Origin of the sequence: Bradyrhizobium sp. CCBAU 51745, assembly GCF_028128715.1 — a bacterium.
GTDB classification, from domain to species: domain Bacteria; phylum Pseudomonadota; class Alphaproteobacteria; order Rhizobiales; family Xanthobacteraceae; genus Bradyrhizobium; species Bradyrhizobium manausense.
The window spans coordinates 760,452-783,158 of the sequence record NZ_LBJP01000093.1 but is presented as its reverse complement, the minus strand read 5'-3'; the positions used below and the strand labels follow the sequence as shown (position 1 = coordinate 783,158).

Sequence of the window (22,707 nt, the reverse complement as noted above, 5' to 3'; positions counted from 1 at the left end):
GCAAAAATGAAGAAGACAAGGGGAGGCTTTCTTGACCGACACCACCGTGAAGCTGGCGGAGACGACGCCACCATCGGCGCTCGCGGCGCTGAAAATCGGCCCGCTGCCGATCACCGTCTATGTTCCCGCAGCGCTCGTCTGCGCGGCGGCGGTCTATTCCGGCAAGCTGCCGAACGACGTGATCGGTGGCCTCTCGGTGCTGATGCTGCTCGGCTTCCTGCTCGGCAAGCTCGGCCAGACCATCCCGCTTCTGAAGCGGATCGGCGGCACGGCGATCATGTGTCTGTTCGTGCCCGCGGCGCTGGTCGCCTACGGCCTGATGCCGGAAACGGCGCTGAAGGCGATCGCGACGACGTTCCGCACCGCCAACTTCCAGTATTTCTTCATCGCCTGCCTCGTCGCCGGCTCGATCCTCGGCATGCCGCACCGCGTGCTGGTGCAGGGCTTCTTGCGCATGTTCGTACCGCTATTGGTCGGCACGCTCAGCGCGATCGCGATCGGCATTGCTGTCGGCCTGCTGTTCGGCCACAGCCCCAAGGAGACGTTCTTCTTCGTCATCATCCCGATCATCGGCGGCGGCCTTGCGGAAGGCGTGCTGCCGCTGTCCATTGCCTATTCCGAGATGCTGCACCGGCCGCAAGCAGAGCTGGTGGCGCAGATGGTGCCGGCAGCGCTGCTCGGCAATGTCGTCGCCATCGTCGCGGCCGGGCTGCTCGCGCGGCTCGCCGAGAAGCGGCGCGATCTCAATGGCCAGGGCATGTTGGTGAAGACAGGCGATGACGACATCCTCGGCCCGGCGCGATCCGATCATCCGATCGATCTCGGCCTGTTAGGTGCCGGCATCGTGCTGTCCTGTGGGCTGTTCGTGCTCGGCATGGTGCTCGCGCCCACGACCGGCATTCCCGGTCCGATCCTGATGATCATCGCCGCTGTTACGCTGAAGCTGACGAAGCTGCTTCCAGCAGAGATGGAGCTCGGCGCCTACCAGATCAACAAGTTCATGTCGACCAACCTCACCTTCGCCATCCTGGTGGCGATGGGAACGCTGCTGGTGTCATGGCAGCAGCTGGTGGCGTCGTTCAATCCCGGCTACATCGCGATCTGCACCGCGACGGTGCTGGCGATGGTCGCCTCCGGCTTCTTCGTCGGCCAATGGCTGAACATGTATCCGGTCGAGGCGGCGATCGTGACCGCATGTCATTCCGGCCTCGGCGGCACCGGCGACGTCGCCATCCTCGGCGCCGCGGATCGCATGGGCCTGATGGCCTTCGCCCAGATCGCAACCCGCGTCGGCGGCGCCATCATGATCGTGATCGCGACGCTCGCGATGAAGGTTGCTTTTTAAGACGCGCTATCGCGGCGGCAGGCGATCCAAAACATCGTCAGCCGCCGCCTTCACGCCATCACCACCGGCGTTTCCTCGGCGAGCCCGTACACGCGCTGCGCCTTGGAGAACCCTGCGATCGGAAACTCGCCGAGATTGCGCCAATCGTGCTGGCAGGCTTTGGCAAAGCCCTCGGACGCCACGACGGTCCGCCCGAGGCGGCCGGCGATCTTCTCCAGCCGCGCCGCCAGGTTGATGGCCGGGCCGATGCAGGTGAAGTCGAGGCGGTTGCCGCCGCCGATATTGCCATAGAGGATGTTGCCGACATGCAGCGCGACGCCGAAGCGGAAGCGCTCGACGACATCGCCGACCGGATGGGCCAACGCCTCGACGCTGGCGCGGGCTTCGCGCGCCGCTTCCAGCACGCGCGAACAGACATGCGCGGCGTCACCGACATATTCGTCGATCGGGAACACCGCGAGCAGGCCATCGCCCATGAATTTCAACACCTCGCCGCCGTGCCCCCGGATGGCGGTGACCTGGCAGTCAAAATAGCGGTTGAGGATATCGACCACCGTCTCGGCCGGCAGCCGGTCCGACAGCGCGGTAAAGCCGCGCAGGTCCGACAGCCAGATCGCAGCCTGCATGGTGTCGTTGTGACCGCGGCGGATCTGGCCGGCGAGGATCCTCTCGCCGGCGCGATTGCCCACATAGGTGTCGAGCAGGGTCGCAGCGGTGCGGCGCAAGGTGACGATCTCGCTGACGCGCGCGAGCGGCGCGACGATGGAGCGGATCGTCGCGATGTCCTCATCGCTGAAGCCACGGGGATGTCGCGTGCTCCAGCTGATGGCATGGATCGAGCCGTCGAGAAACCGCATCGGCGTCGCGATGTAGTCGGTGACACCCTCGGCGCGCATGTCGTCCAGGAACGGAAAGCGCTTGCTGTCGGGGTCGTCCATGCGGCCCCTCACCTCCAGGCCTTCCTCGAACACGATGCGCAGCGGGCTTCGCTCGAATTCGGGTGTGGCGAGAATTTCGAAATCGACGGTGCCGATCTCGACGTCCTCGCCCTGCCGCCAGATGAAATTGCGGCCGAAGATTTCAGGATGAAGCGTGCGGATGAAGACGCCGAACCGCCACAACGGCAGGCCGGCCGCAACCAGCTGCTCGCAGGCGTCCGAGATCATCTCGGCCGACCCGCGCGACGACCTGGCACCGTCGATCAGCCAATTGACGATACGCTGGAGCTCGGAGTTTTCCATGCCGCATTAGCCGACGAAGTTGTGGAATCGTCAAGCTGCGCGGTGGGCTGGTACCGCGAGAGGTAAGAACTCAGCGCCCGACCTGCCCGCGGTCGCGCAGGAAGTGATCGGCCAGCACGCAGGCCATCATGGCTTCGCCGACGGGGACGGCGCGGATGCCGACGCAGGGGTCGTGGCGGCCCTTTGTCATGATCTCGGTGTCGGCGCCCTGGCGATCCACGGTGAGGCGCGGTTGCAGGATCGACGACGTCGGCTTCACCGCGAAGCGCACCACGATGGGCTGCCCGGTGGAGATGCCGCCCAGAATGCCGCCGGCATGGTTGGACAGGAAACGCGTGCCGTCATTGCCGGTGCGCATCTCGTCGGCGTTCTCTTCGCCGGTGAGTTCGGCTGCGCCGAAGCCGGCGCCGATCTCGACGCCCTTCACGGCGTTGATGGTCATCATCGCGCCGGCGAGATCGGAATCCAGCTTGGCGTAGATCGGCGCGCCGAGGCCCGCCGGCACGCCCTCGGCGACGATCTCGAGCACGGCGCCGATCGAGGAGCCGCTCTTGCGGATGCCGTCGAGATAGGTCTCGAAGAACGCAGCCTTGTCCTTGTCGGGACAGAAGAACGGATTTCTGGCGATCTCGTCCCAGTCCCACTTGGCGCGATCGATCTTGTGCGGGCCCATCTGCACCAGCGCGCCGCGCACCTTCACATCGGGCAGCACCTTTCGCGCGATCGCACCGGCGGCGACCCGCATCGCGGTCTCGCGCGCCGAGGAGCGGCCGCCGCCGCGATAATCGCGCAGGCCGTACTTCGCCTCATAGGTGAAGTCGGCATGGCCGGGGCGAAACTTGTCCTTGATCTCCGAATAATCCTTCGAGCGCTGATCGGTGTTCTCGATCAGGAGCCCGATCGGCGTGCCGGTCGTCACCTGCACGCCGGTCTCCGGATGCGCCATCACGCCGGACAGGATCTTGACCTGGTCCGGCTCCTGGCGCTGGGTGGTGAAGCGCGACTGGCCCGGCTTGCGGCGATCGAGGTCCCGCTGGATGTCGGCCTCGGTCAGCGGGATCATCGGCGGGCAGCCGTCAACCACGCAGCCGATCGCCACTCCATGGCTCTCGCCAAAGGTGGTGACGCGGAACATGTGGCCGAAGGTGTTGAAGGACATGCCGAGATGCTGCCTAGCTTTGACGTTTTGCATAAACGTTGTTTGTCAACGTCGTAGCGCCGAGGAGGATTGGGTTCAACCCTCGTTCCGTCATTCCGGGGCGCCCGCAGGGCGAACCCGGAATCTCGAGATTCCGGGTTCGGTGCTGGCGCACCGCCCCGGAATGACGGCACCTAGCTATACTTCTCCAGCCGGCCGTCGCGGAACACGTAGACGGCGCCCTGCTCGATATAGAGATCGGCGGCGCTAGCCGGCGTCTCCAGGCCGAGCGAGACCATCAGGGCCCGGCAAGTGCCGCCATGGGCGACCGCGACCGTGTCGGCCTTGAGCTCGTCATACCAGGCACGGACCCGGACCTGCACGTCGGCATAGGTCTCGGCGCCCGCGGGCGCCACGGTCCATTTGTCGGCGAGGCGCCGGGCATAGATCTCGGGGTCTCTCGCCTCGCTTTCGACCAGCGTCAGCCCTTCCCAGACGCCGTAACCGATCTCGCGCAGCCGATCGTCCAGCGCATAATCCGCCACCGGCAATTCGAGCCTGCCGCGCGCGAGCTCCATGGTCTGGCGGGCGCGGCCGAGCGGGCTCGAGACATAGGGCAGATCAGCCTTGTCGCGGCCGTCGCGCCTGAAGAGATCGGCGAGGATCAGGCCCGCCTGCAACGCCTGGTCGCGGCCGCGCGCATTCAGCGGAATGTCCCTGGTGCCCTGAAGCCTGCCGAGCGCATTCCACTCGGTCTCGCCATGGCGAAGATAGTAGATCGTGGGCACGGGCATTGCGGGCGGTGATCAGTCCTTCGACGTATCCGCGGCTTCAGCCCGCATCATGCCCAACACGTTGTAGCCGGAATCGACATGATGCACCTCGCCGGTGACGCCGCGCGACATGTCCGAGAGGAAATACACCGCGCTGTCGCCGACCTCCTCGATCGTCACGTTGCGCCGTAGCGGTGCGTTGATCTCGTTGTATTTCAGCAGCAGGCGCGAATCGGCGATGCCGGCGAAGGCCAGCGTCTTGATCGGCCCTGCCGAGATCGCATTGACGCGGATCGCCTTCACGCCGAGATCGGCGGCCAGATAGCGCACGCTCGCCTCCAGGGCCGCTTTCGCGACGCCCATGACGTTGTAATTCGGCATCCATTTCTCGGAGCCGTAATAGCTCAGCGTGATGATCGAGCCGCCGTCGGTCATCAGCTTCTCGGCGCGCTGCGCGATGGCGGTCAGCGAGTAGCAGGAGATCAGCATCGACTTGGAGAAATTGTCCGCGGTGGTGTCGACATAGCGGCCCTCGAGCTCGTCCTTGTCGGCAAACGCGATGGCGTGCACGACGAAGTCGATCTTGCCCCACTTCTCCTTCAGCACATCGAACACCGCGTCGATGGTCGCAGCATCGGTGACGTCGCAATGGCCAAGCATGAGCGCGCCAAGCTCGACGGCGAGCGGCTCGACCCGCTTCTTCAGCGCATCGCCCTGGTAAGTGAGCGCGATCTCGGCGCCGGCTGCCTGGCATGCCTTGGCGATGCCCCAGGCGATCGAGCGGTTGTTGGCAACGCCGAGTATGACCCCGCGCTTGCCTTGCATCAATCCTTGCATCAGACCTGAATTCTGCGCCATTTCTTCACGTCCCGTCGAACTGGATCAAGGTCTGGAGGTACACCAGCCCTCCCCTGTGGTACAGTCCTAATCCGCGGCGTTAACGCTGTTTCCGGCGCCGGAATAGCCGTTCCATTCGGGTGTTATGATTGCTGGAGGCGCTCGCGCCGAACGGCAGGACAGCAAGGACGGCATGAGTGCGTTTCGCCAGAATGTAGAAGCCATGATCCCGGCGTTGCGCCGCTACGCCCGCGCGCTGACGCGCGATGCGGATGCGGCCGACGATCTGGTGCAGGACACGCTGGTGCGTGCGCTGCGCTCGGAGCGATTGTTTCTGGGAGGCGACGTCAGGAGCTGGCTCTACACGATCCTGACCAACCTCAACAAGAACCGGCGGCGCTCGCTGGCAAGGCGGCCGCAATTCATGCAGCTGACGGAGAACAATCCGGATGCCAGCGGGACGGAGGCCGAGGGACGCGACATCGAGCGAGCCCTTTCGACATTGGTCGAGGAGCAACGCTCGGTGCTGCTGCTGGTGATGCTGGAGGGCATGAGCTATCGCGAGGTCGCGGACATCCAGGGCGTGCCGATCGGCACCGTGATGTCGCGCCTGGCACGCGCCCGCGCCCACGTCAAAGCGTCGCTGGAGGGTGAGCGCCCGGCGCTCAGGCGGGTGAAATGATGGCAGGATTGATGCATCGCGGATGCTGCGTCCCTGCATGACGAGAGAAACGGCGCAGTTGAACCACGTCAGATATTTTGGGCCGCAGAGCCAGAGACGACCGATATGAACGAGCACAATATTCCAGTGACCGAAGACGAATTGCACGCCTTTGTCGATGGCGAGTTGCCGCCCGAGCGCCGCGCCGACGTCGAAGCCTGGCTTGCCGCCCACCCCGAGGATGCCGAGCGGGTACAGTCCTGGCGCACCATGGCCGAGATGCTGCACGCCCGTTACGACGGCGTCGCCCAGGAGCCGGTGCCAGCCCGGCTGGAACTCGAGCGGCTGGAGCGCCGTCCGCGGCAATGGCTCTATGGCGCCATCGCGGCCACGCTGGTTGCCTTCGTCGCCGGCGGCACGGCCGGCTGGGTCGCGCATGGCGCCGCGAATGCGCCCTCGACGTTCCAGGCCTTCACGGCGGATGCGCTCGACGCCCACCGCCTCTATGTCGTCGAGGTGCGCCACCCCGTCGAGGTTGGCGGCAATGAACGCGACCACCTCCAGGCCTGGCTGACCCGGCGCTGTGGCTGGACCGTGTTCGCGCCCAATCTGGAGGCGAGCGGGCTGAAGCTGGTCGGCGGACGGTTGCTGCCGGGGCCGAATGGGCCGGCGTCCTTCCTGATGTATGAGGGCGCCTCGGGCGAGCGCTACACGATCTACACTGCCAAGACCGAGACCGGCGCAACGCAGATGCGCTATGCCAGGACGGACAAGGACGGGGCGCTGTTCTGGGCCGAGCGCGGCGTCGGTTACGTCGTCAGCGGCGGCGGCGCCGACCGCGATCGCCTGACCAAGGTGGCGCAGGCCGTGTACGACCAAGCCGAGAAAAACGGCGGCTAAACAACCGAGCAAACGCCGTGCCCAGATTCCGTCATTGAAAATTTGGAATCAGGACATGGGCGCGTCTCATTATCGCACCGGATGCTCACGCGAAAATGTGCAGCGTTCGATCCGCCGATCGACGCGGGCGGCCTCGATTGGGGTTTTTGGTACCGCGCTGGTCCCCCTCTCGAGGCCGCACCTTTTTATCGGCTGCCCGGCCGGACAGTCGACACGTCGAGCATACGAAGCGCTACTAGGCCTCGGACATATGATGGGCATCATCCGCTCGACGACGCCTTAGGTCTTTAGGAGAAACCCCTTCGCTTGGATCATGCGTCAGCCAAGCCCGCTACGTGGATTGTAGGGGTGCTGGTCCCGCCACTTTTCCATCAATGCTTCAAGCTCGGCGTCGTTCCCGTCCGGTAGCATAATCCTGATGGTGACGAAGAGATCCCCGGTTCCACCAGATTTCGGCAGGCCCTTGCCTTTGAGGCGGAAGGTCCGGCCGCTGGAGGTGTTCTTCGGGACCGACAATTCCACGGCATTGCCGAGCGTGGGCACGCGGACCTTGCCGCCGAGCACGGCCTCGTAAAGCGTGACCGGCAGGTCGATCCTCAAATCCGCACCATCGACCTTGAAGAAGGGATGAGCCGCAATGCTGATGGTGATCAGGAGGTCGCCGGGCGGATGGCCTTGCGCGGTCTCGCCCTGTCCTCGCAGACGGATCTGCTGGCCCTCGATGACGCCGGCCGGAATCTTGACGTTAAGTTCCTTGCCGTTCGGCAGCCGGACGCGCTTCTCGCCGCCCTTGACCGCTTCTTCCAACGAGACGGACATGGCGACATTGACGTCGAGATCGAGGCCGATCCCGCCCGTGTCGAATTCGAACTGGGCGCCACCGCCGGCCCCGGGGCGAGCGCCGCGCATGCCGCCGCCGAACATGCTGTTGAGAATGTCCTCGAACGCGCCGGCGCCCGGACCTGCGCCGCCGCTACGGAACGAATAGCTCTCGAACCCGCCGGGACCGGCGCGGCCGCGCGGCCCGCCGCCGCCCGGAAAGCCCTGGAAGCGCGGCTTGCCCTCGGCGTCGATCTCACCGCGATCGAACTGCTTGCGCTTGTCCTCGTCGCCGATGATCTCGTTGGCCGAATTGAGCTCGGAAAAACGCTCCGCAGCCTTCGGGTCGTTCTTGTTGCTGTCGGGATGGTGCTTCTTGGCAAGCTTGCGATAGGCGCTCTTGATCGCGGCAGCGGTGGCGCTCCGCGGCACCCCCAAGACCTCATAGGGGTCGCGCATCCGTCACGTCTCCTTCACGGAATCCAATTGTTCAAAGGGCTCCCCGCCCCACCTGGCATCCATGTGGGGAGGGCGTGGCATTTTTGCAACTAGTCAGGCCAGCCGACTCTTTACGTCTGGAGCATGATCTTATCAGAGAACCGGTTCCCACTTCCCCGGATCATGCTCAGCTCCGCCACGGCTTTAGCGTATGAATCTCCCAACGGCCACGGCTGCTTTGACAACCGGCGCCTTGGAGCCAGCTTTCGGTGGTGCCGTTGACATAACTCGCCAGGAAATCGCGGCACTTGCGGCCGTCCTCGGCGGCGTAGGATTGCGCGATCGGCGTTACCGAGCCGCGCGCGCCGGTTTCCGGATTCTCCCAGTGCTGGCTGGCGTCCTTGTCACCCATGCTGAGCACGTCGGAGGCGGCGTTGCGGGCAAAGGCCAGGTCGGTCTCGGTCGGTGCGGCGTCCTTGGCCGGCCGCGCGATCGAACCCGTGCGGTCGCCGTCGTCAGCCTTGGCGTAGGCGTTGGTGCCGGTGCGGGACATGCTGCAGCCGGCGGCGCCGAGGCCGATCAGAATCGTTGTAAGGACGAAGCTGGATGACCGCATCGCCGATAGGCCAACGCGTCCCCATGCCCTATATAGGGCAGGTGCAGATGACAGCGCGCTTTTGGCCGCGGGACGCAATTCGGACTCCAGACATGACCGACACGACCTCGATGAAACACCAGACACCCTTAACATCCGGTGATTTCACCGCCGCCGACGAGCCGTTTGCGCTGTTCGAGGCCTGGTTGAACGAGGCGATCAAGAGCGAGCCGAACGATCCGAACGCGATGGCGCTTGCAACCGTCGATCCCGATGGCCTGCCCGACGTGCGCATGGTGCTGATGAAGGGCTTCGATACCGGGGGCTTCGTCTTCTACAGCCACATCGCCAGCCAGAAAGGCCGCGAACTTGCCGCAAATCCTAAGGCGGCTTTACTTTTTCACTGGAAGTCGCTGCGCCGTCAGGTCCGCATCCGCGGCAACGTGACGCCGGTGACCGATGCCGAGGCCGACGCCTATTTCGCAACACGACCGAAGCAGGCGCAGATCGGCGCCTGGGCCAGCAAGCAGTCGCAAGAGCTCGAGAGCCGCTTCGCCTTCGAGCAGGCCATCGCCAAGGTCGCGGCCAAATACGTCATCGGCGAGGTGCCGCGTCCGCCCGGCTGGAGCGGTTGGCGCATCACGCCTGTTCGCATCGAGTTCTGGCACGACCGTCCGTTCCGCCTGCACGACCGCATCGAATTTCGTCGTGACGCGGCCGGCCAGCCGTGGTCCAAGACGCGGATGTATCCTTGAGCTCTGCCTCAATCATTGGCCCGACCTGAAAGATGTCCATGCCGCATTCGTCCAATGCGCCGCGCCGCACGCTGCTCCTGACCGGAGCGAGCCGCGGCATCGGCCACGCCACCGTGATCCGCTTCTCGTCGGCGGGCTGGCGCGTCATCACCTGTTCGCGGCATCCCTTCCCTGAGGATTGCCCGTGGGATGCCGGCCCTGAGGATCACATCCAGGTCGACCTCGGCGACCCCCAAGACACCGCGCGCGCGATCTCAGAAATCCGGAGCCGCCTCGAAGGCGGCATGCTGCATGCCCTCGTCAACAACGCCGCGATCTCGCCGAAGGGGCCCGGCGGCTCCCGCCTCGGCTCGGTCGACACCGATCTCGACACCTGGACGCACGTCTTCAACGTCAATTTCTTCGCGCCGATCATGATCGCGCGTGGCCTGATGGAGGAATTGAAAGCGGCCAAGGGCTCGGTCGTAAACGTCACCTCGATCGCCGGCTCGCGCGTGCATCCCTTCGCGGGCGCGGCGTACGCGACCTCCAAGGCGGCGCTTGCCTCGCTGACGCGCGAGATGGCCTCCGACTTCGGCCGCGTCGGCGTGCGCGTCAACGCGATCGCGCCGGGCGAGATCGACACCTCGATCCTGTCGCCGGGCACCGAGAAGATCGTCGACCAGCAGATTCCGATGCACCGTCTCGGCACGCCCGACGAAGTCGCCAAGATCGTCTATGTGCTGTGCACGGACACCAGTTCTTACGTCAACGGCGCCGAGATCCACATCAACGGCGGTCAGCACGTCTAGGCAATCCTCTATCCTCTGTCATTGCGAGCGCAGCGAAGCAATCCAGACTGCCTCCGCGGAGACAGTCTGGATTGCTTCGTCGCTTCGCTCTCGCAATGACGAAATTTTGCGCTTAGGGAAGCCAGGCGATCCAGACAACGCCGCCGCAAGACTGGATCGCCCGCCCTTCCTTCCGCTCCTCAGTCCAGGCGAATTCGACGCGACCGTTCGTGCAGCCGCGGTGCGGCTGCGTTGAATGCCGTCGAGCAGTCGTCATCGTTCTCGCCATCGAGCAGCGGAGCACCACAGTGCCGGCACATACGCACCGACAACGACGGCGCCTTGCCGCTCGCCACCACCTGACGATAGCTCGTCAGATCGATGACGTTGGGGGGCGTCGTTATGTGTTTTTCAACCATGGTTCTTCCTCGCGGCTAACCCGCTGCTTATCGCAGACAAGTTTCGCGCAAACGTTCAGCCCACCGCTCAAATTTTACCGGAGGAATTGGGGCACGGCACACACATCACAGCGCGGCCGCAATGACGCTCTATTCTGCGACACCATCAGCCTTGGCTTGGCACCCGGCGTAAGGTCTCGGTAGCCATTTCGAAAAACGCGAGCCGGATCACAGCCACTTCTTCCATTTGAAGATCCAGTACGGCACGACGGCGGCGATCACCATCAGCACCAGCGCATACGGATAGCCGTGCGCCCATTCGAGTTCCGGCATCGCCTTGAAGTTCATGCCGTAGATCGAGGCGATCAGCGTCGGCGGCATCAGGACAACGGCCATGACCGAAAACAGCTTGATGATGTTGTTCTGCTCGAGGTTGACGACGCCGAGCATCGCGTCGAGCACGAAGGTGATCTTGCTGGAGAGATAGGAGGCGTGATCGGTCAGCGAGGCGACGTCGCGCTGCATGGTCTTGAGCTGCTCGCGCATGTCCTTGGACCATTTCACGCCCTCCACCACCGCCGACAGGAAGGTGACGACGCGGCCGATCGACACCAGGCTCTCACGGACCTTGGAGGTCAGGTCGCCCTTGCGGCCGATCGAGATCAGGATTTGCGAATATTGCTTGGCGTGGCCGTGGCGCTCGCTTTCCGGCTCGAAGATGTCGTGGCTGACCTGGTCGATCTCCGTGCCGCAGCGTTCCAGAATGTCGGCGCAGCGGTCGATCACGGCGTCCAGCAGTTCCATCAGCACCATCTCGCCCGTGATCGCAGGGGCGCAGGTGCGGGCAAGCTTCGCCTCCACCAGGGCGAAAGGCTTGGGCTGGTCGTAGCGCACGGTGACCAGGCGGTGGTCGCCGAGGATGAAGGTCACCGCTGTGGTCCGGGGCATATCGGTATCGGAATGACACATCAGTGTCGCGGTCATGTAGCGCGCGCCGTTCTCGATATAGAGGCGGCTGGAGATCTCGATTTCCTGCATGTCCTCGCGGGTCGGGATCGCGATGCCCAGCAGCCGTTCCACGGCCTTGTCTTCGGCCGCGGTCGGATTGACCAGGTCGACCCACACGGCGTGATCAGGCACCGCCTCGAGATCGTTGACGACGGCCTTCTTCAGGGAGGTGTCGGTGGGGACGAACACAGAAAACATGAACAACTCCAGCAGGGGGCCTGCGACAGAATGACTGCCCTTAGCGCGATTCTGACAAGTTCATGATGACAACCACATTAACGGAGCATTTGCATTTGTGGCGGCCGCATGGCCCAACTGTGGCGGAACTCGATGACTGTGCTTTTCGCGCCAAAAAGCCAGCCGATCCGCGGAAAACTTGCGGCAAAAAAGCCACAGGTTGGGTCTCGCAGCGCGGGATAAGCCCCTAAGAGCTGGAATTGTGGCAGATTTCAACGATAATGAAATCAACGGAGTCGAAGGCCTTGGGTGCTACGCTTCAAGGACCTGCGCGGTATTTGTTTGATTGGAACCAAACCATGTCGTCGCTGAAAGTTATGTTGGGCGTTTTGGCTGCGGGCTTCATGCTCTCGGGCTGCATGCAGGCCACGCATTACGAAGCCACCAACACCCAGAATTTCAAGCCGAAGGACAAGGAACTCCTTGCCAAGATCCGGTACGAGAATACGCCGGTGGCAGAGCCGTTCCGTCGTGCCATTGTCGATTACCACCGCAAGGAGGCGCCGGGCTCGATCGTGGTCGATTCCGACAACCACTACCTCTACTACGTGATGGATGGCGGCAAGGCGATCCGCTACGGCATCACCGTCGGCGAAGAGGCCATGGCCTGGTCCGGCATCGCCAAGGTCGGCAGCATGACGGAATGGCCGGCGTGGCACCCGACGCCGGGCGAGATCTCGCGTCTGGGCGTTCCGACCTACGTCGCCCCCGGTCCGGACAATCCGATGGGCTCGCGCGCGATGTACCTGTACTCAGGCGGCAAGGACACGCTGTTCCGTATCCACGGCACCAACCAGCCCGAATATATCGGCGCTTCGATCTCTTCGGGTTGCATCCGCCTGACCAACGAGGACGCAATCGACCTCTACAGCCGCGTCAAGATCGGCACCATCGTCGTAGTGCTCGAGCCGAAGCATGGCGACTCGCCCTACAATTCGCGCCTCGCGCTGCAGGGCGGCGGCGGTTTTCCGAGCAGCAATTAGCGGATTCCATGTGATCTGAAGGCTTTTGAAAAGCGCCGGTCCTACCGGCGCTTTTTTCTTGCCGGCTTGCTCTTGCCGGACTCGGCTGCCGGCTTGCCCGCCGGCGCGGCAGGCCTCTCCTGATCGTCGGCCTCTTCCTTGGCGCCTTCCGACTTGGCACCTTCCGACTTGGCGCCTTCCGACTTGGCGCCTTCCGACTTGGCGGCGACCTCGCGCGGCGGCGCCTCCTCGGGGCGTTCCGCCGGCAGCAGGGGCGCGATCTGCGGCAAGGGATCCCACACGTTCCACTGGCAAATGCGGTAGTCGTTGCGGCGCTGCGCAAGATCGAGATGGATGTGATCCTCGTGGTACCAGTCCGAGCCCGGGCCGAGCACGGTGGAGAAGCGCGCGCAAACCGAATGCAGCACGCGCTCGCGCACGTCGCGGGATAGGGTACGATCGGTCAGGCCGATCGATTGCCCGTTGGCGAGCTTGAGCGAACGGACGTCGAGCGCGTTGGCCTTGCCGTGCTCGGACAGCATCGCGCCGGCGACGCGGTTGCGGCCACGACACTCGAAGCTGTCGAAATTGTCCAGATCAGTGATAGTCGAGCCGAGGCTGGTGGCCAGCGGCGCCATGTCGGTGCGCACCCAATCCGCAATCGCCGACGCCATGGTACAGCGGAGAATCGCCGCCGGTTTGACCGCGACCTTGCGCTTGTCCGGCAGCACGATGGCCTCCAGCCGCACCAGGTCTTCGCCGCCACAGGCGCCGGGTCCGTGGATGTCGGGAATGGATGGCGCGACCGCGATCTCCTCGGTCAGCGCAAGCCGGCACGCCGAGAGTTGCTTCTCGGGAGGCGGCGCAGCCTCGGCCGGCTTGCTCGGTTTCTCCGGGGAGGGCTTGCTGTCGGGTTCTGGCGCGGCCGCTGCCTTCGGCGCCTCCTCCGGGCGAGGCTTTGGTAGCGGTATCTTGGTCGCGTGAACGCTCCGGTGCCGCCGTGGCGTACCAAGACCAAAGATATCGAGCGGTGCAGCATAGTTTCGCGCATCCACGGGCTCAGGCAGCACAAGAGATAGCCCAAGCGCAGCGGTAACCATTGCCGCGCCGGCGGACATATTGCCGCGATAAGACCATTTGCGGCGAAAGTCCGGCAGGCTAAAACTCATGTCAATTCTTTGGCCCTGCGCTGAGAGCGGCAATGCGCCCAGCGATTTCTCGGAGGAACGTCTGAATGCTCGGTTTGATGCAAGATTGGCCCCTGCTCTGTCACCGGATCATCGAACACGCCGCCAAGATTCACGGCAAGCAGGAGGTCGTCACGCGATCGATCGAAGGACCGATCCATCGCACCACCTACGCCGAAATCCACCAGCGGGCGCTCAAGGTCTCGCAGATGCTGGAGCGCGACGGCATCAAGCTCGGCGACCGCGTCGCCACGATCGCCTGGAACACCTGGCGCCATCTCGAAGTCTGGTACGGCATCATGGGCATCGGCGCCATCTGCCATACCGTCAATCCCCGCCTTTTCCCCGAGCAGATCGCCTGGATCATCAACCATGCGCAGGACCGCATCGTGATGGTCGACCTGACTTTCGTGCCGGTCGTCGAGAAGCTCGCCGACAAGCTGCCGAGTGTCGAACGGTACATCATCCTCACCGACAAGGCCCATATGCCCGAGACCACGTTGAAGAACGTCGTGGCCTACGAGGATTGGATCGCCGAGGCCGACGGCAAATTCAAATGGAAGGACTTTGACGAGAACACGGCAGCTGCGATGTGCTACACCTCGGGCACCACGGGCGATCCGAAGGGTGTGCTGTATTCGCATCGCTCCAACGTGCTGCACGCGCTGATGGCCAACAATGTCGACGCGCTCGGCACCAGCGCCTCCGAGACAATGCTGCCGGTGGTTCCGCTGTTCCATGCCAACAGCTGGGGCATCGCTTTCTCCGCGCCCTCGCAGGGCACCAAGCTGGTGATGCCCGGCGCCAAGCTCGACGGCGCCTCGGTCTACGAGCTGCTCGCAACCGAAAAGGTGACGCACACCGCCGGCGTGCCCACCGTGTGGCTGATGCTGCTCCAGCACATGACTGCCAATAATCTGAAGCTGCCGCATCTGAAGATGGTGATCTGCGGCGGCTCGGCGATGCCGCGCTCCATGATCAAGGCCTTCCTCGACATGGGCTCGAACGTGCGCCACGCCTGGGGGATGACCGAGATGAGCCCCATCGGCACCGTCGCTGCGTTGAAGCCGCCGCACCAGAATGCGACCGGCGAGGCGCGGCTCGACGTGCTGCAGATGCAGGGCTATGCGCCCTTCGCGGTCGAGATGAAGATCACCGACGATGCCGGCAAGGAGCTGCCCTGGGACGGCAAGACCTTTGGCCGCCTCAAGGTCTCCGGCCCCGCGGTGGCAAAGGCCTATTTCCGCCTCGACACCAACATCCTCGATGAGGAGGGCTTCTTCGACACCGGCGACGTCGCGACCATCGACGAGGGCGGCTATATGCGGATCACCGACCGCTCCAAGGACGTGATCAAGTCCGGCGGCGAGTGGATCTCCTCGATCGACCTCGAAAACCTCGCGGTCGGCCACCCTGCTGTGGCGGAAGCCGCCGTGATCGGCGTCTTCCATCCGAAATGGGACGAGCGCCCGCTCTTGATCGTCCAGCTCAAGCAGGGCCAGCAGGCCACGCGCGAGGACATCCTGAAATTCATGGACGGCAAGATCGCCAAATGGTGGATGCCCGACGACGTCGCCTTTGTCGACGGCATCCCGCATACCGCGACCGGCAAGATCCTGAAGACCGCGTTGCGCGACCAGTTCAAGGATTATCGCTTCCCGAACGCGGCAGCGTAGGGCTCGGTGCGTCCCCTGGAGGCTGCGAGCGTTGAATGCTCTGAAGCCTCCACAACGTCATGGCCGGGCCTTCGCCGCGCCGAGGCGGCTACGGCCGCGCAGGCGGGACAAGCCCGGGCATGACGAACTGGGTCCTGCGGAACTCTTGAATTTGCCGCCAGACCGTGGTCTCAACGGCTGACCGTCGCGCCAAATCGGCCGGCACCGCCCCAAAACCCCCGTTGAGCTCATCCGATGGCCCGCAGGTTTTCCGCTCCCTATCAGACGGAGCCCGTGTCCAGCCTCGCCACCTGGGCGCGCAATCTGGCCGTGTTCGCGGTGGTGACGGTGGCGGTGTCGGTCATCATCGTCCGCTTCGACTTCCTGGAGATGAAACCGGCGCTGGCCACCTTTTTTGGCGGGCTCGCGATCGCTGGACTGTCCATCCTGTTCGGCCTCGCTGGCTTTGCCGCGATCTGGCAAAACGGCTCGCGCGGCATGGCGCGCATCCTGCTCGCCTTCCTGATCGACGGAGCGATTCTCGCCTATCCCGCCTATCAGGCGCTGCTTTACCGCAAGCTGCCTCATATCTACGACGTCACGACCGACCCGATCGACCCGCCGCGCTTCGAGGCGCTGTCGCGCCTGCGCACCGGCGACGGCACCAACACCGCCGTCTATGCCGGCCTGTATTCGGCTGAGCAGCAGCGTCAGTTCTATCCCGATATCGAGCCGATCGAGCTCGAGATCCCCGTCGACCGCGCCTATGCGATCGCGCGCCAGCTCGTGATCAAGCGCAAATGGACCGTCATCGACGAACGCGAGCCGCAGCCGCCGCGCCGCATGGGTCGCATCGAGGCGGTGGCGCGCACGCCGATCATGGGCTTTCGCGAGGATGTCTCGATCAGGGTCGTGCCTGACGGCGACGATTCCCGCGTCGACATCCGCTCCGCCTCGCGCTATTTCGACAGCGATCTCGGCAGCAACGCCGCGCGCGTGACGAAGTTCATCGATGATCTCAACACCGCGGCCGAGGCCGATGCGCTGAAGCCGGCGAAGAAGACCCCGGTGGCGCCGCCACCCAAGGCTCCGGCAAAGACGGTGAAGAAGTGACGCGATAGAGCGTCATCCCGGGGCGCGCATTAGCGCGAACCCGGGATCTCGCGCCGCTCCCTCGAGATTCCTGGTTCTCGCTTCGCGAGCCCCGGAATGACCGAGGTTAACCCGCCATCCGGTACGACCCACCAATCACGGGATCGCCATCCGTCGCGACGATGCCGCGTGCGACGAGGTCTTCCAGATGCGCCAGCACGGAATAGCCGGCGGCCGTCGTCAGCCTGGGATCGATGCCGATATAGATCGCGCGCACCATGGACGGGATATCGGTCTCGCCCTTGGCGAGGCGGTGCAGGATCGAGGCCTCACGCGCCTTGCGGTGACGGATCAGGAAGCGCACGAAGCGTTGCCCCTCCGGGATCTCCGGGCCGTGGCCGGAGAAATACAGATCCTCCTCGCGCGCAGCGAGCCGGTCGAGCGAGTCCATGTAGTCGATCATCGAGCCGTCGGGCGGCGCCACGATGGAGGTCGACCAGCCCATCACGTGATCGCCGACGAAGTTGAATTTCCGCTCGGGCCAGGCAAAGGCGAGATGATTGGCGGTGTGACCGGGCGTCGCCACGGCCTCGAGCCGCCAGCCGGCGCCTTCGACGACGTCACCATGGGCGATCCTGATATCGGGCACGAAGTCGCGATCCGATCCGGATTCCGGATTGTGCTTCTCGCTCTCGAAGCGGGGCCGCGAGGCGCGATGCGGGCCCTCGGCATAGACTGGCGCGCCGGTCGCCTGCTTGATCCGCGACGTGTTCGGCGAATGGTCGCGGTGGGTGTGGGTGACGAAGATGTGGCTCACAGTCTCGCCGCGCACGGCATCGAGCAGGGCGGCCGCATGGGCCTCATCATCGGGACCGGGATCGATGATCGCGACGTTGCCCGTGCCGACGATGTAGCTGACGGTGCCGGTGAAGGTGAACGGACTAGGATTGTCACACAGCACTCGCCGCACGCCGGGGCGGACTTCCTCGACGACGCCGGCCTTCAGCGGAAAGTTGCGATTGAACGGGACGTCGTCATTGTCGGACATGGCTTCTTCTTTGTTCTTTGACGTCATTCCGGGATGGCCCGTCAGGGCCAGACCCGGAATCTCGATGGAACAGGAATGATGCGGCCCGAGATTCCGGGTTCGCACTTCGCGCGCCCCGGAATGAGGGATGCCCAATCAGAAAAACGCCTGGATGCCCGTGATGGCGCGGCCCAGGATCAGGGCGTGGACGTCGTGGGTGCCCTCGTAGGTGTTGACCGTCTCTAGGTTATGGACGTGGCGCATCACGTGGAATTCGGCCGAGATGCCGTTGCCGCCGTGCATGTCGCGCGCGACGCGGGCGATGTCGAGCGCCTTGCCGCAATTGTTGCGCTTCATGATCGAGATCATCTCGGGCGCGAACTTGCCCTCGTCCATCAGACGGCCGACGCGAAGCGAACCCTGCAGGCCGAGCGCGATCTCGGTCTCCATGTCGGCGAGCTTCTTCTGCACCAGCTGGGTCGCGGCAAGCGGCCTGCCGAACTGCTTGCGGTCGAGCGTGTATTGGCGGGCGCGATGCATGCAGTCTTCGGCGGCGCCGAGCGCGCCCCAGGAGATGCCATAGCGGGCGCGGTTGAGGCAGCCAAACGGGCCCTTGAGGCCGGAGACGTTGGGCAGCAGCGCGCTTTCAGGAACCACGACGCCGTCCATCACGACCTCGCCGGTGATGGAGGCGCGCAAGCTCAGCTTGCTGCCGATCTTTGGCGCGGAGAGGCCTTTCATGCCCTTCTCCAGCACGAAGCCGCGGATCTGGTTGTCGTGCTCGGCCGACTTGGCCCAGATCACGAACACGTCCGCGATGGGCGCGTTCGAGATCCACATCTTGCTGCCGGTCAGGCGATAACCGTCCGAGACCTTCTCGGCGCGGGTCTTCATGCCGGCCGGGTCGGAGCCGGCGTCGGGCTCGGTCAGGCCGAAGCAGCCGACCCACTCGCCGCTGGCAAGCTTCGGCAGGTACTTCTTGCGCTGGTTCTCGTCGCCATAGGCGTAGATCGGGTACATCACCAGCGACGACTGCACCGAGTTCATCGAGCGATAGCCGGAATCGACCCGCTCGATCTCGCGCGCGACGAGGCCGTAAGCCACGTAGCTCGCATTGGCGCAGCCATACTCCTCGGGCAGCGTGATGCCGATCAGGCCGAGTTCGCCCATCTCGTTGAAGATCTCGCGATCGGTCTTCTCTTCCAGATAGGCCTTGGTGACGCGTGGCAGCAGCTTGTCCTGGGCGTAGGCGCGCGCCGTGTCGCGCACCATGCGCTCGTCTTCGGTGAGCTGCTCGTCGAGCAGGAACGGATCGTCCCACTGGAAGGAAGCCGCAGCCGGCCTGTCCTTGGTCTGAGGGCGCACGCTCATGAAACGTCCTTTCGCATCTGGTTCCGTCTAGAAATTGCCCGACAAACTAAAGCGCCGGCGCCACAAGTGCAATTGCGTTGGCGTCAGCTTTCGAGCTGCTCGTTGGCGACGATCTCGATGCCGAAGCCGGAGAGGCCCTTGTAGTCGTGCACCGACGAGGTGAGATGGCGGATCGAGGTGACGCCGAGATCACGCAGGATCTGCGCGCCGACGCCGACCTCGCGCCACTGGCGGTTGCGGTCAGCCTCCGTCGACGTCTCATCCGGCAGCGGCGAGACGGGAACGCCGGCCGCGCCATCGCGCAAGTACACCAGCACACCGCTGCCTGATTTCTTGAAGTGCTCGAGCACGACAGCCATGCGCTTGTGGCCGGTAAAGGTGTCCTTGACGATGTTCGGCTTGTGGAAGCGCGTCAGCACATTCTTGCCGTCGCCGACGCCGTTGTAAACGAATGCAACGTGGGCGATGGAATCGAACGGCGAGCGGTAGGCATAGCCCTGAAGCGGGCCGATCGGGCTTTCGGTCGTGAAGGTCGACACGCGCTCGATCAGCTTTTCGCGCGCCTGCCGGTAGGCGATCATGTCGGCGATGGTGACGTGCTTCAGCTTGTGCCTGGCGGCGAACTGGGCGACCTGCTCGCCCTTCATCACGCTGCCGTCGTCGTTCATCAATTCGCTGATGACGCCGACCGGCGGAAGGCCCGAGAGCTTGCAGAGATCGACCGCGGCCTCGGTATGGCCGGAGCGCAGCAGCACGCCGCCGTCCTTGGCGATCAGCGGGAAGATGTGGCCCGGGCGGGCGAAGTCGTTGGCGCCGACATTGGGATTGGCGAGCGCACGGCAGCAGGAGGCGCGCTCCTCGGCCGAGATGCCGGTGCCGCCGTCCGGCTTGTAGTCGATCGAGACCGTAAAGGCGGTAGTGTGCGCGGAATCGTTGTGGGCGACCATGGGATCGAGCCGCAGCCGGCGCGCATCGTCGGGGGTAATGGGCGCGCAGACGATGCCGGAGGTGTGACGGATGATGAAGGCCATCTTTTCCGCCGTGCAGAATGAGGCGGCGACGATCAGATCGCCCTCGCCCTCGCGGTCCTCGTCGTCGGTCACGACGACGAGCTCGCCCCGGGCAAAGGCCTGCAAAACTTCCTGAACGGTATCGGGCATTTCCCAATCTCTTAATGGTGTGGGCGGGAGGCTTAGCCGGACTCCGATCCATGCGCTAGTGCCCCGGCCGCAACCGCATATGCGCCCGTACCGGCCTTGAGCCTTGTACCGGCGGATACCAGCCATATAGGCGTGGCGGGGGCGCGCGGAAGGTGTCCGAGCCCCCCCTGACCAGACCCGCTCCGCGCCTGATAGAGCTGTGCAATCCCCGGCAATAGGGTAGTCAGGATCGTGGCTGCCGGGCAAACTACGCCAAGGGTGACAAGGGTGAAACGGGCAATGCACCAGATGAGATTCGTCGCTCCGATCCTCGCGGGCCTCTTGTGCCCCCTCGTCCTGGTCACGCCGGCGCTCGCACAGAGCAAGGTCGAGATCGAGCAGACCTTCGCCGGCTCGCTCACAGCGATGCCGAAGGAGGAGCTCGCCATCTCCGGTGGCTTCTATGTGCCGGCCTATTCCAGCGTGGCGATGAGCCAGGGCAAGCTGCGGGTCGACTTCTCGGTGACGCTGAGCGTCCACAACGCCTCGGAGACGCAAGCACTGGTCGTCAGGCGCATCGCCTATTTCGACACCGCCGGGAAACAGGTCGAGAGCTATCTGAAGGCGCCGGTCGCGATGAAGCCGCTCGCCACCATCTCCATCGTCATTCCGACCGACGATGTGCGCGGCGGGACCGGAGCCAATTTCATCGTCGACTGGGCCGCCACGGGCGAGATCGCCGAGCCCGTCGTCGAGGCCTTGATGGTTGGCGGCGTCGCCAATGCGCATTACGCTTTCATCAGCCAGGGACGTCCGACCAGGACGGTGGGCAAGAAGTAACGCGGCCGCTGCTTCGAGCGGGTGCCGTCGCGACCGCCCACCGAAACCACGAAAACAACCCCATGCACAGTAGCCGCATCAGTGAAATCAACGCATTGTTCCCATGCGCGATGAGGATGCGGATTTTACGAATTTCGTTTGACGCGTCGGGCAAAACACTGGCATGATGTCATGATCGACATCGCGGCGCCCGGTCGGCACCACGCCGGCCTGCCTAATAAAAACAACACTTAATAAAAAACAACGAGGAACCCCCATGACGTCCAGCTTTGACTTCGCGCCCCTGTTTCCCGCAGGGCTGCCGGCCCCTTCTGCGCGCTGGACGGGCCTTGCCAAATACAGCTTTGTCGGCGGCAACAACGATTCCGAGCAGCTGCCGCTCGACGAGCTGATCGAGGCGGCCGATCAAGCCTTGCGACGCGAGGGCCGTTCGCTGGCGACCTACGGGCTCGCGCACGGCCCACAGGGTTACGTGCCCCTGCGCGAATTCCTGGTGACAAAGCTGAAGCGCGATGCCGGCATCGGCTGCACGGTCGATGATCTCATGATCGTCTCGGGCTCGCTGCAGGCGCTCGACCTCGTCAACAACACGCTGCTTTCGCGCGGCGATACCGTGGTGGTCGAGCAGGAGACCTATCAGGGGGCGTTGCAGCGGCTGACGCGGCTCGGCGTCAACATCGTCGGCATTCCCCTCGACGACGACGGCATGCGGATGGATGCGCTGGCCTCGACGCTGGCCGACCTCAGGAGCCGCGGCATCCGGCCGAAATACATCTACACCATCCCGACCGTGCAGAACCCGACCGGCAGCATCATGCCGGAGAGCCGCCGCGCCGAGTTGCTGCGGCTGTCGGCCGAACATGGCGTGCCTGTGTTCGAGGACGATTGCTATGCCGACCTGGTCTGGTCCGGAGAGCGCCCGCCGGCGATCTACGCGATGAGCCGGAACGGCGGGGTGATCCATATCGGCTCGTTCTCGAAGTCGATCGCGCCGGCGCTGCGCGTCGGCTTCATCGTGGCGCCCTGGGATGTGATGTCGCGGATGCTGGCGCTGAAGACGGATGCCGGCTCCGGCGCGCTGGAGCAGATGGTGCTTGCCACCTATTGCAAGCCGCATTTCGCAAGCCACGTGCCGGCGCTGTCCAAGGCGCTGCGCACCAAGCTCGACACGCTGATGGAAGCCCTCAACGAGCAGTTCGGGACCGCGGCCGAGTTCAGGGAGCCCAAAGGCGGCATCTTCCTGTGGGTGAAGCTGCCCGACCAGGTCGATACGCTCAAGCTCTATCAGGCTGCGCTCGCTGCCGGGGTCTCGATCAATCCGGGCCCGGAATGGTCGACCAACAAAGGCTATTCAAGCTCGCGCCTGCGGCTATGCTTTGCAAGTCCGTCGCATCAGCAGATTCGCGAGGGCGTCGCCCTGCTGGCCGAAATCTGCCGCCAGGAGTTCGGCGTGCCGGCCCGCAGCGCCAATGTGGAGAAGCGCGCGTAGCGCGCATTGGACTCAGGTAGGATCGACGTA

General features: G+C 64.4%; 22 protein-coding genes. 10 read left to right on the top strand and 12 right to left on the bottom strand.

Annotated elements, in window-relative coordinates; genetic code table 11:
• Positions 1-31: 31 nt before the first annotated feature.
• Positions 32-1,345 carry a 2-hydroxycarboxylate transporter family protein gene (locus tag XH98_RS39915; RefSeq protein WP_271601683.1) on the top strand — a complete coding sequence of 438 codons (1,314 nt, stop codon included), beginning with the start codon at positions 32-34 and terminating at the stop codon, positions 1,343-1,345.
• A gap of 50 nt (positions 1,346-1,395) precedes the next feature.
• On the opposite strand, the gene XH98_RS39910 is transcribed toward XH98_RS39915, so the two are convergent.
• From XH98_RS39910 to fabI, 4 genes are all read right to left on the bottom strand, one after another.
• Positions 1,396-2,586: an adenylate/guanylate cyclase domain-containing protein gene (locus XH98_RS39910; protein WP_271621838.1), complete on the bottom strand. Its 1,191-nt coding sequence runs from the start codon at positions 2,584-2,586 to the stop codon at positions 1,396-1,398.
• Positions 2,587-2,656: 70 nt separating this feature from the next.
• Complete coding sequence (gene aroC / locus XH98_RS39905) at positions 2,657-3,745, bottom strand: chorismate synthase (protein WP_220000628.1); 1,089 nt, start codon at positions 3,743-3,745, stop codon at positions 2,657-2,659.
• Between the two features lie 173 nt (positions 3,746-3,918).
• Positions 3,919-4,518 carry a histidine phosphatase family protein gene (locus XH98_RS39900; RefSeq protein ID WP_271621837.1) on the bottom strand — a complete coding sequence of 200 codons (600 nt, stop codon included), beginning with the start codon at positions 4,516-4,518 and terminating at the stop codon, positions 3,919-3,921.
• 12 nt (positions 4,519-4,530) lie between these two features.
• Positions 4,531-5,355, bottom strand: a complete 825-nt coding sequence (gene fabI, locus XH98_RS39895) for an enoyl-ACP reductase FabI (RefSeq protein ID WP_271601679.1) — start codon at positions 5,353-5,355, stop codon at positions 4,531-4,533.
• Positions 5,356-5,527: 172 nt separating this feature from the next.
• Here fabI and XH98_RS39890 point away from each other — a divergent pair, with 172 nt between their 5' ends.
• Positions 5,528-6,016: a sigma-70 family RNA polymerase sigma factor gene (locus XH98_RS39890; protein ID WP_057753870.1), complete on the top strand. Its 489-nt coding sequence runs from the start codon at positions 5,528-5,530 to the stop codon at positions 6,014-6,016.
• Positions 6,017-6,121: 105 nt separating this feature from the next.
• Entirely contained in the window at positions 6,122-6,895 is a 774-nt protein-coding gene (locus XH98_RS39885; RefSeq protein ID WP_057753603.1) for an anti-sigma factor family protein, read from the top strand.
• 318 nt (positions 6,896-7,213) lie between these two features.
• On the opposite strand, the gene XH98_RS39880 is transcribed toward XH98_RS39885, so the two are convergent.
• The gene (locus XH98_RS39880) at positions 7,214-8,173 is read right to left on the bottom strand and encodes a DnaJ C-terminal domain-containing protein (RefSeq protein ID WP_271621836.1); all 960 of its coding nucleotides are present in this window, start codon (positions 8,171-8,173) and stop codon (positions 7,214-7,216) included.
• Between the two features lie 166 nt (positions 8,174-8,339).
• Positions 8,340-8,768, bottom strand: a complete 429-nt coding sequence (locus XH98_RS39875) for an RT0821/Lpp0805 family surface protein (protein WP_271621835.1) — start codon at positions 8,766-8,768, stop codon at positions 8,340-8,342.
• Between the two features lie 92 nt (positions 8,769-8,860).
• Between XH98_RS39875 and pdxH the strand changes: the two genes are divergently transcribed.
• Both pdxH and XH98_RS39865 read left to right on the top strand, forming a co-directional pair.
• Positions 8,861-9,502, top strand: coding sequence for a pyridoxamine 5'-phosphate oxidase (gene pdxH, locus XH98_RS39870; protein WP_057753611.1), 642 nt, complete (start codon positions 8,861-8,863; stop codon positions 9,500-9,502).
• Positions 9,503-9,540: 38 nt separating this feature from the next.
• Complete coding sequence (locus XH98_RS39865) at positions 9,541-10,293, top strand: SDR family NAD(P)-dependent oxidoreductase (RefSeq protein ID WP_271621834.1); 753 nt, start codon at positions 9,541-9,543, stop codon at positions 10,291-10,293.
• A gap of 179 nt (positions 10,294-10,472) precedes the next feature.
• Here the strand turns inward: XH98_RS39865 and XH98_RS39860 are convergent, their stop codons facing one another.
• Positions 10,473-10,691 carry a hypothetical protein gene (locus tag XH98_RS39860; protein WP_271601674.1) on the bottom strand — a complete coding sequence of 73 codons (219 nt, stop codon included), beginning with the start codon at positions 10,689-10,691 and terminating at the stop codon, positions 10,473-10,475.
• A 207-nt stretch (positions 10,692-10,898) separates the two neighbouring features.
• Positions 10,899-11,876, bottom strand: coding sequence for a magnesium transporter CorA family protein (locus tag XH98_RS39855; protein ID WP_271621833.1), 978 nt, complete (start codon positions 11,874-11,876; stop codon positions 10,899-10,901).
• Positions 11,877-12,214: 338 nt separating this feature from the next.
• On the opposite strand from XH98_RS39855, the gene XH98_RS39850 reads away from it, so the two are divergent.
• Positions 12,215-12,898, top strand: a complete 684-nt coding sequence (locus tag XH98_RS39850) for a L,D-transpeptidase (protein WP_057753617.1) — start codon at positions 12,215-12,217, stop codon at positions 12,896-12,898.
• Positions 12,899-12,939: 41 nt separating this feature from the next.
• Here the strand turns inward: XH98_RS39850 and XH98_RS39845 are convergent, their stop codons facing one another.
• Positions 12,940-14,046 (bottom strand): extensin family protein, encoded by a 1,107-nt coding sequence (locus XH98_RS39845; RefSeq protein ID WP_271621832.1) that lies wholly within the window; start codon positions 14,044-14,046, stop codon positions 12,940-12,942.
• Positions 14,047-14,111: 65 nt separating this feature from the next.
• Here XH98_RS39845 and XH98_RS39840 point away from each other — a divergent pair, with 65 nt between their 5' ends.
• Together XH98_RS39840 and XH98_RS39835 are read left to right on the top strand one after the other, a co-directional pair.
• Positions 14,112-15,740, top strand: a complete 1,629-nt coding sequence (locus XH98_RS39840) for a fatty-acid--CoA ligase (RefSeq protein WP_057753623.1) — start codon at positions 14,112-14,114, stop codon at positions 15,738-15,740.
• A gap of 234 nt (positions 15,741-15,974) precedes the next feature.
• Entirely contained in the window at positions 15,975-16,832 is an 858-nt protein-coding gene (locus tag XH98_RS39835; RefSeq protein ID WP_271621831.1) for a DUF1499 domain-containing protein, read from the top strand.
• Positions 16,833-16,938: 106 nt separating this feature from the next.
• Here XH98_RS39835 and XH98_RS39830 read toward each other — a convergent pair whose 3' ends face one another.
• The 3 genes from XH98_RS39830 to ribB all read right to left on the bottom strand — a co-directional run bounded on the left by XH98_RS39830 (position 16,939) and on the right by ribB (position 20,369).
• Positions 16,939-17,859, bottom strand: a complete 921-nt coding sequence (locus XH98_RS39830) for an MBL fold metallo-hydrolase (RefSeq protein WP_271621830.1) — start codon at positions 17,857-17,859, stop codon at positions 16,939-16,941.
• A 135-nt stretch (positions 17,860-17,994) separates the two neighbouring features.
• Complete coding sequence (locus tag XH98_RS39825; RefSeq protein WP_271621829.1) at positions 17,995-19,209, bottom strand: acyl-CoA dehydrogenase; 1,215 nt, start codon at positions 19,207-19,209, stop codon at positions 17,995-17,997.
• Between the two features lie 83 nt (positions 19,210-19,292).
• Positions 19,293-20,369, bottom strand: a complete 1,077-nt coding sequence (gene ribB / locus XH98_RS39820) for a 3,4-dihydroxy-2-butanone-4-phosphate synthase (protein ID WP_271621828.1) — start codon at positions 20,367-20,369, stop codon at positions 19,293-19,295.
• A gap of 288 nt (positions 20,370-20,657) precedes the next feature.
• Between ribB and XH98_RS39815 the strand changes: the two genes are divergently transcribed.
• Both XH98_RS39815 and XH98_RS39810 read left to right on the top strand, forming a co-directional pair.
• Positions 20,658-21,188, top strand: coding sequence for a DUF3124 domain-containing protein (locus tag XH98_RS39815; protein ID WP_271621954.1), 531 nt, complete (start codon positions 20,658-20,660; stop codon positions 21,186-21,188).
• Between the two features lie 256 nt (positions 21,189-21,444).
• Positions 21,445-22,677, top strand: coding sequence for an aminotransferase-like domain-containing protein (locus tag XH98_RS39810; protein ID WP_271621827.1), 1,233 nt, complete (start codon positions 21,445-21,447; stop codon positions 22,675-22,677).
• Positions 22,678-22,707 lie beyond the last annotated feature (30 nt).

Excerpts from the sequence above, each read along its gene's own strand:
- XH98_RS39830 (WP_271621830.1), bottom strand. The coding sequence starts at position 17,859 with ATGTCCGACAATGACGACGTCCCGTTCAATCGCAACTTTCCGCTGAAG.
- XH98_RS39840 (WP_057753623.1), top strand. The coding sequence starts at position 14,112 with ATGCTCGGTTTGATGCAAGATTGGCCCCTGCTCTGTCACCGGATCATC.
- XH98_RS39880 (WP_271621836.1), bottom strand. The coding sequence starts at position 8,173 with ATGCGCGACCCCTATGAGGTCTTGGGGGTGCCGCGGAGCGCCACCGCT.
- XH98_RS39860 (WP_271601674.1), bottom strand. The coding sequence starts at position 10,691 with ATGGTTGAAAAACACATAACGACGCCCCCCAACGTCATCGATCTGACG.
- XH98_RS39885 (WP_057753603.1), top strand. The coding sequence starts at position 6,122 with ATGAACGAGCACAATATTCCAGTGACCGAAGACGAATTGCACGCCTTT.
- XH98_RS39865 (WP_271621834.1), top strand. The coding sequence starts at position 9,541 with ATGCCGCATTCGTCCAATGCGCCGCGCCGCACGCTGCTCCTGACCGGA.
- XH98_RS39900 (WP_271621837.1), bottom strand. The coding sequence starts at position 4,518 with ATGCCCGTGCCCACGATCTACTATCTTCGCCATGGCGAGACCGAGTGG.
- XH98_RS39850 (WP_057753617.1), top strand. The coding sequence starts at position 12,215 with ATGTCGTCGCTGAAAGTTATGTTGGGCGTTTTGGCTGCGGGCTTCATG.
- XH98_RS39825 (WP_271621829.1), bottom strand. The coding sequence starts at position 19,209 with ATGAGCGTGCGCCCTCAGACCAAGGACAGGCCGGCTGCGGCTTCCTTC.
- XH98_RS39910 (WP_271621838.1), bottom strand. The coding sequence starts at position 2,586 with ATGGAAAACTCCGAGCTCCAGCGTATCGTCAATTGGCTGATCGACGGT.
- aroC (WP_220000628.1), bottom strand. The coding sequence starts at position 3,745 with ATGTCCTTCAACACCTTCGGCCACATGTTCCGCGTCACCACCTTTGGC.
- XH98_RS39845 (WP_271621832.1), bottom strand. The coding sequence starts at position 14,046 with ATGAGTTTTAGCCTGCCGGACTTTCGCCGCAAATGGTCTTATCGCGGC.
- XH98_RS39835 (WP_271621831.1), top strand. The coding sequence starts at position 15,975 with ATGGCCCGCAGGTTTTCCGCTCCCTATCAGACGGAGCCCGTGTCCAGC.
- pdxH (WP_057753611.1), top strand. The coding sequence starts at position 8,861 with ATGACCGACACGACCTCGATGAAACACCAGACACCCTTAACATCCGGT.
- XH98_RS39890 (WP_057753870.1), top strand. The coding sequence starts at position 5,528 with ATGAGTGCGTTTCGCCAGAATGTAGAAGCCATGATCCCGGCGTTGCGC.
- XH98_RS39815 (WP_271621954.1), top strand. The coding sequence starts at position 20,658 with ATGAGATTCGTCGCTCCGATCCTCGCGGGCCTCTTGTGCCCCCTCGTC.
- fabI (WP_271601679.1), bottom strand. The coding sequence starts at position 5,355 with ATGGCGCAGAATTCAGGTCTGATGCAAGGATTGATGCAAGGCAAGCGC.
- XH98_RS39855 (WP_271621833.1), bottom strand. The coding sequence starts at position 11,876 with ATGTTTTCTGTGTTCGTCCCCACCGACACCTCCCTGAAGAAGGCCGTC.
- XH98_RS39875 (WP_271621835.1), bottom strand. The coding sequence starts at position 8,768 with ATGCGGTCATCCAGCTTCGTCCTTACAACGATTCTGATCGGCCTCGGC.
- XH98_RS39810 (WP_271621827.1), top strand. The coding sequence starts at position 21,445 with ATGACGTCCAGCTTTGACTTCGCGCCCCTGTTTCCCGCAGGGCTGCCG.
- ribB (WP_271621828.1), bottom strand. The coding sequence starts at position 20,369 with ATGCCCGATACCGTTCAGGAAGTTTTGCAGGCCTTTGCCCGGGGCGAG.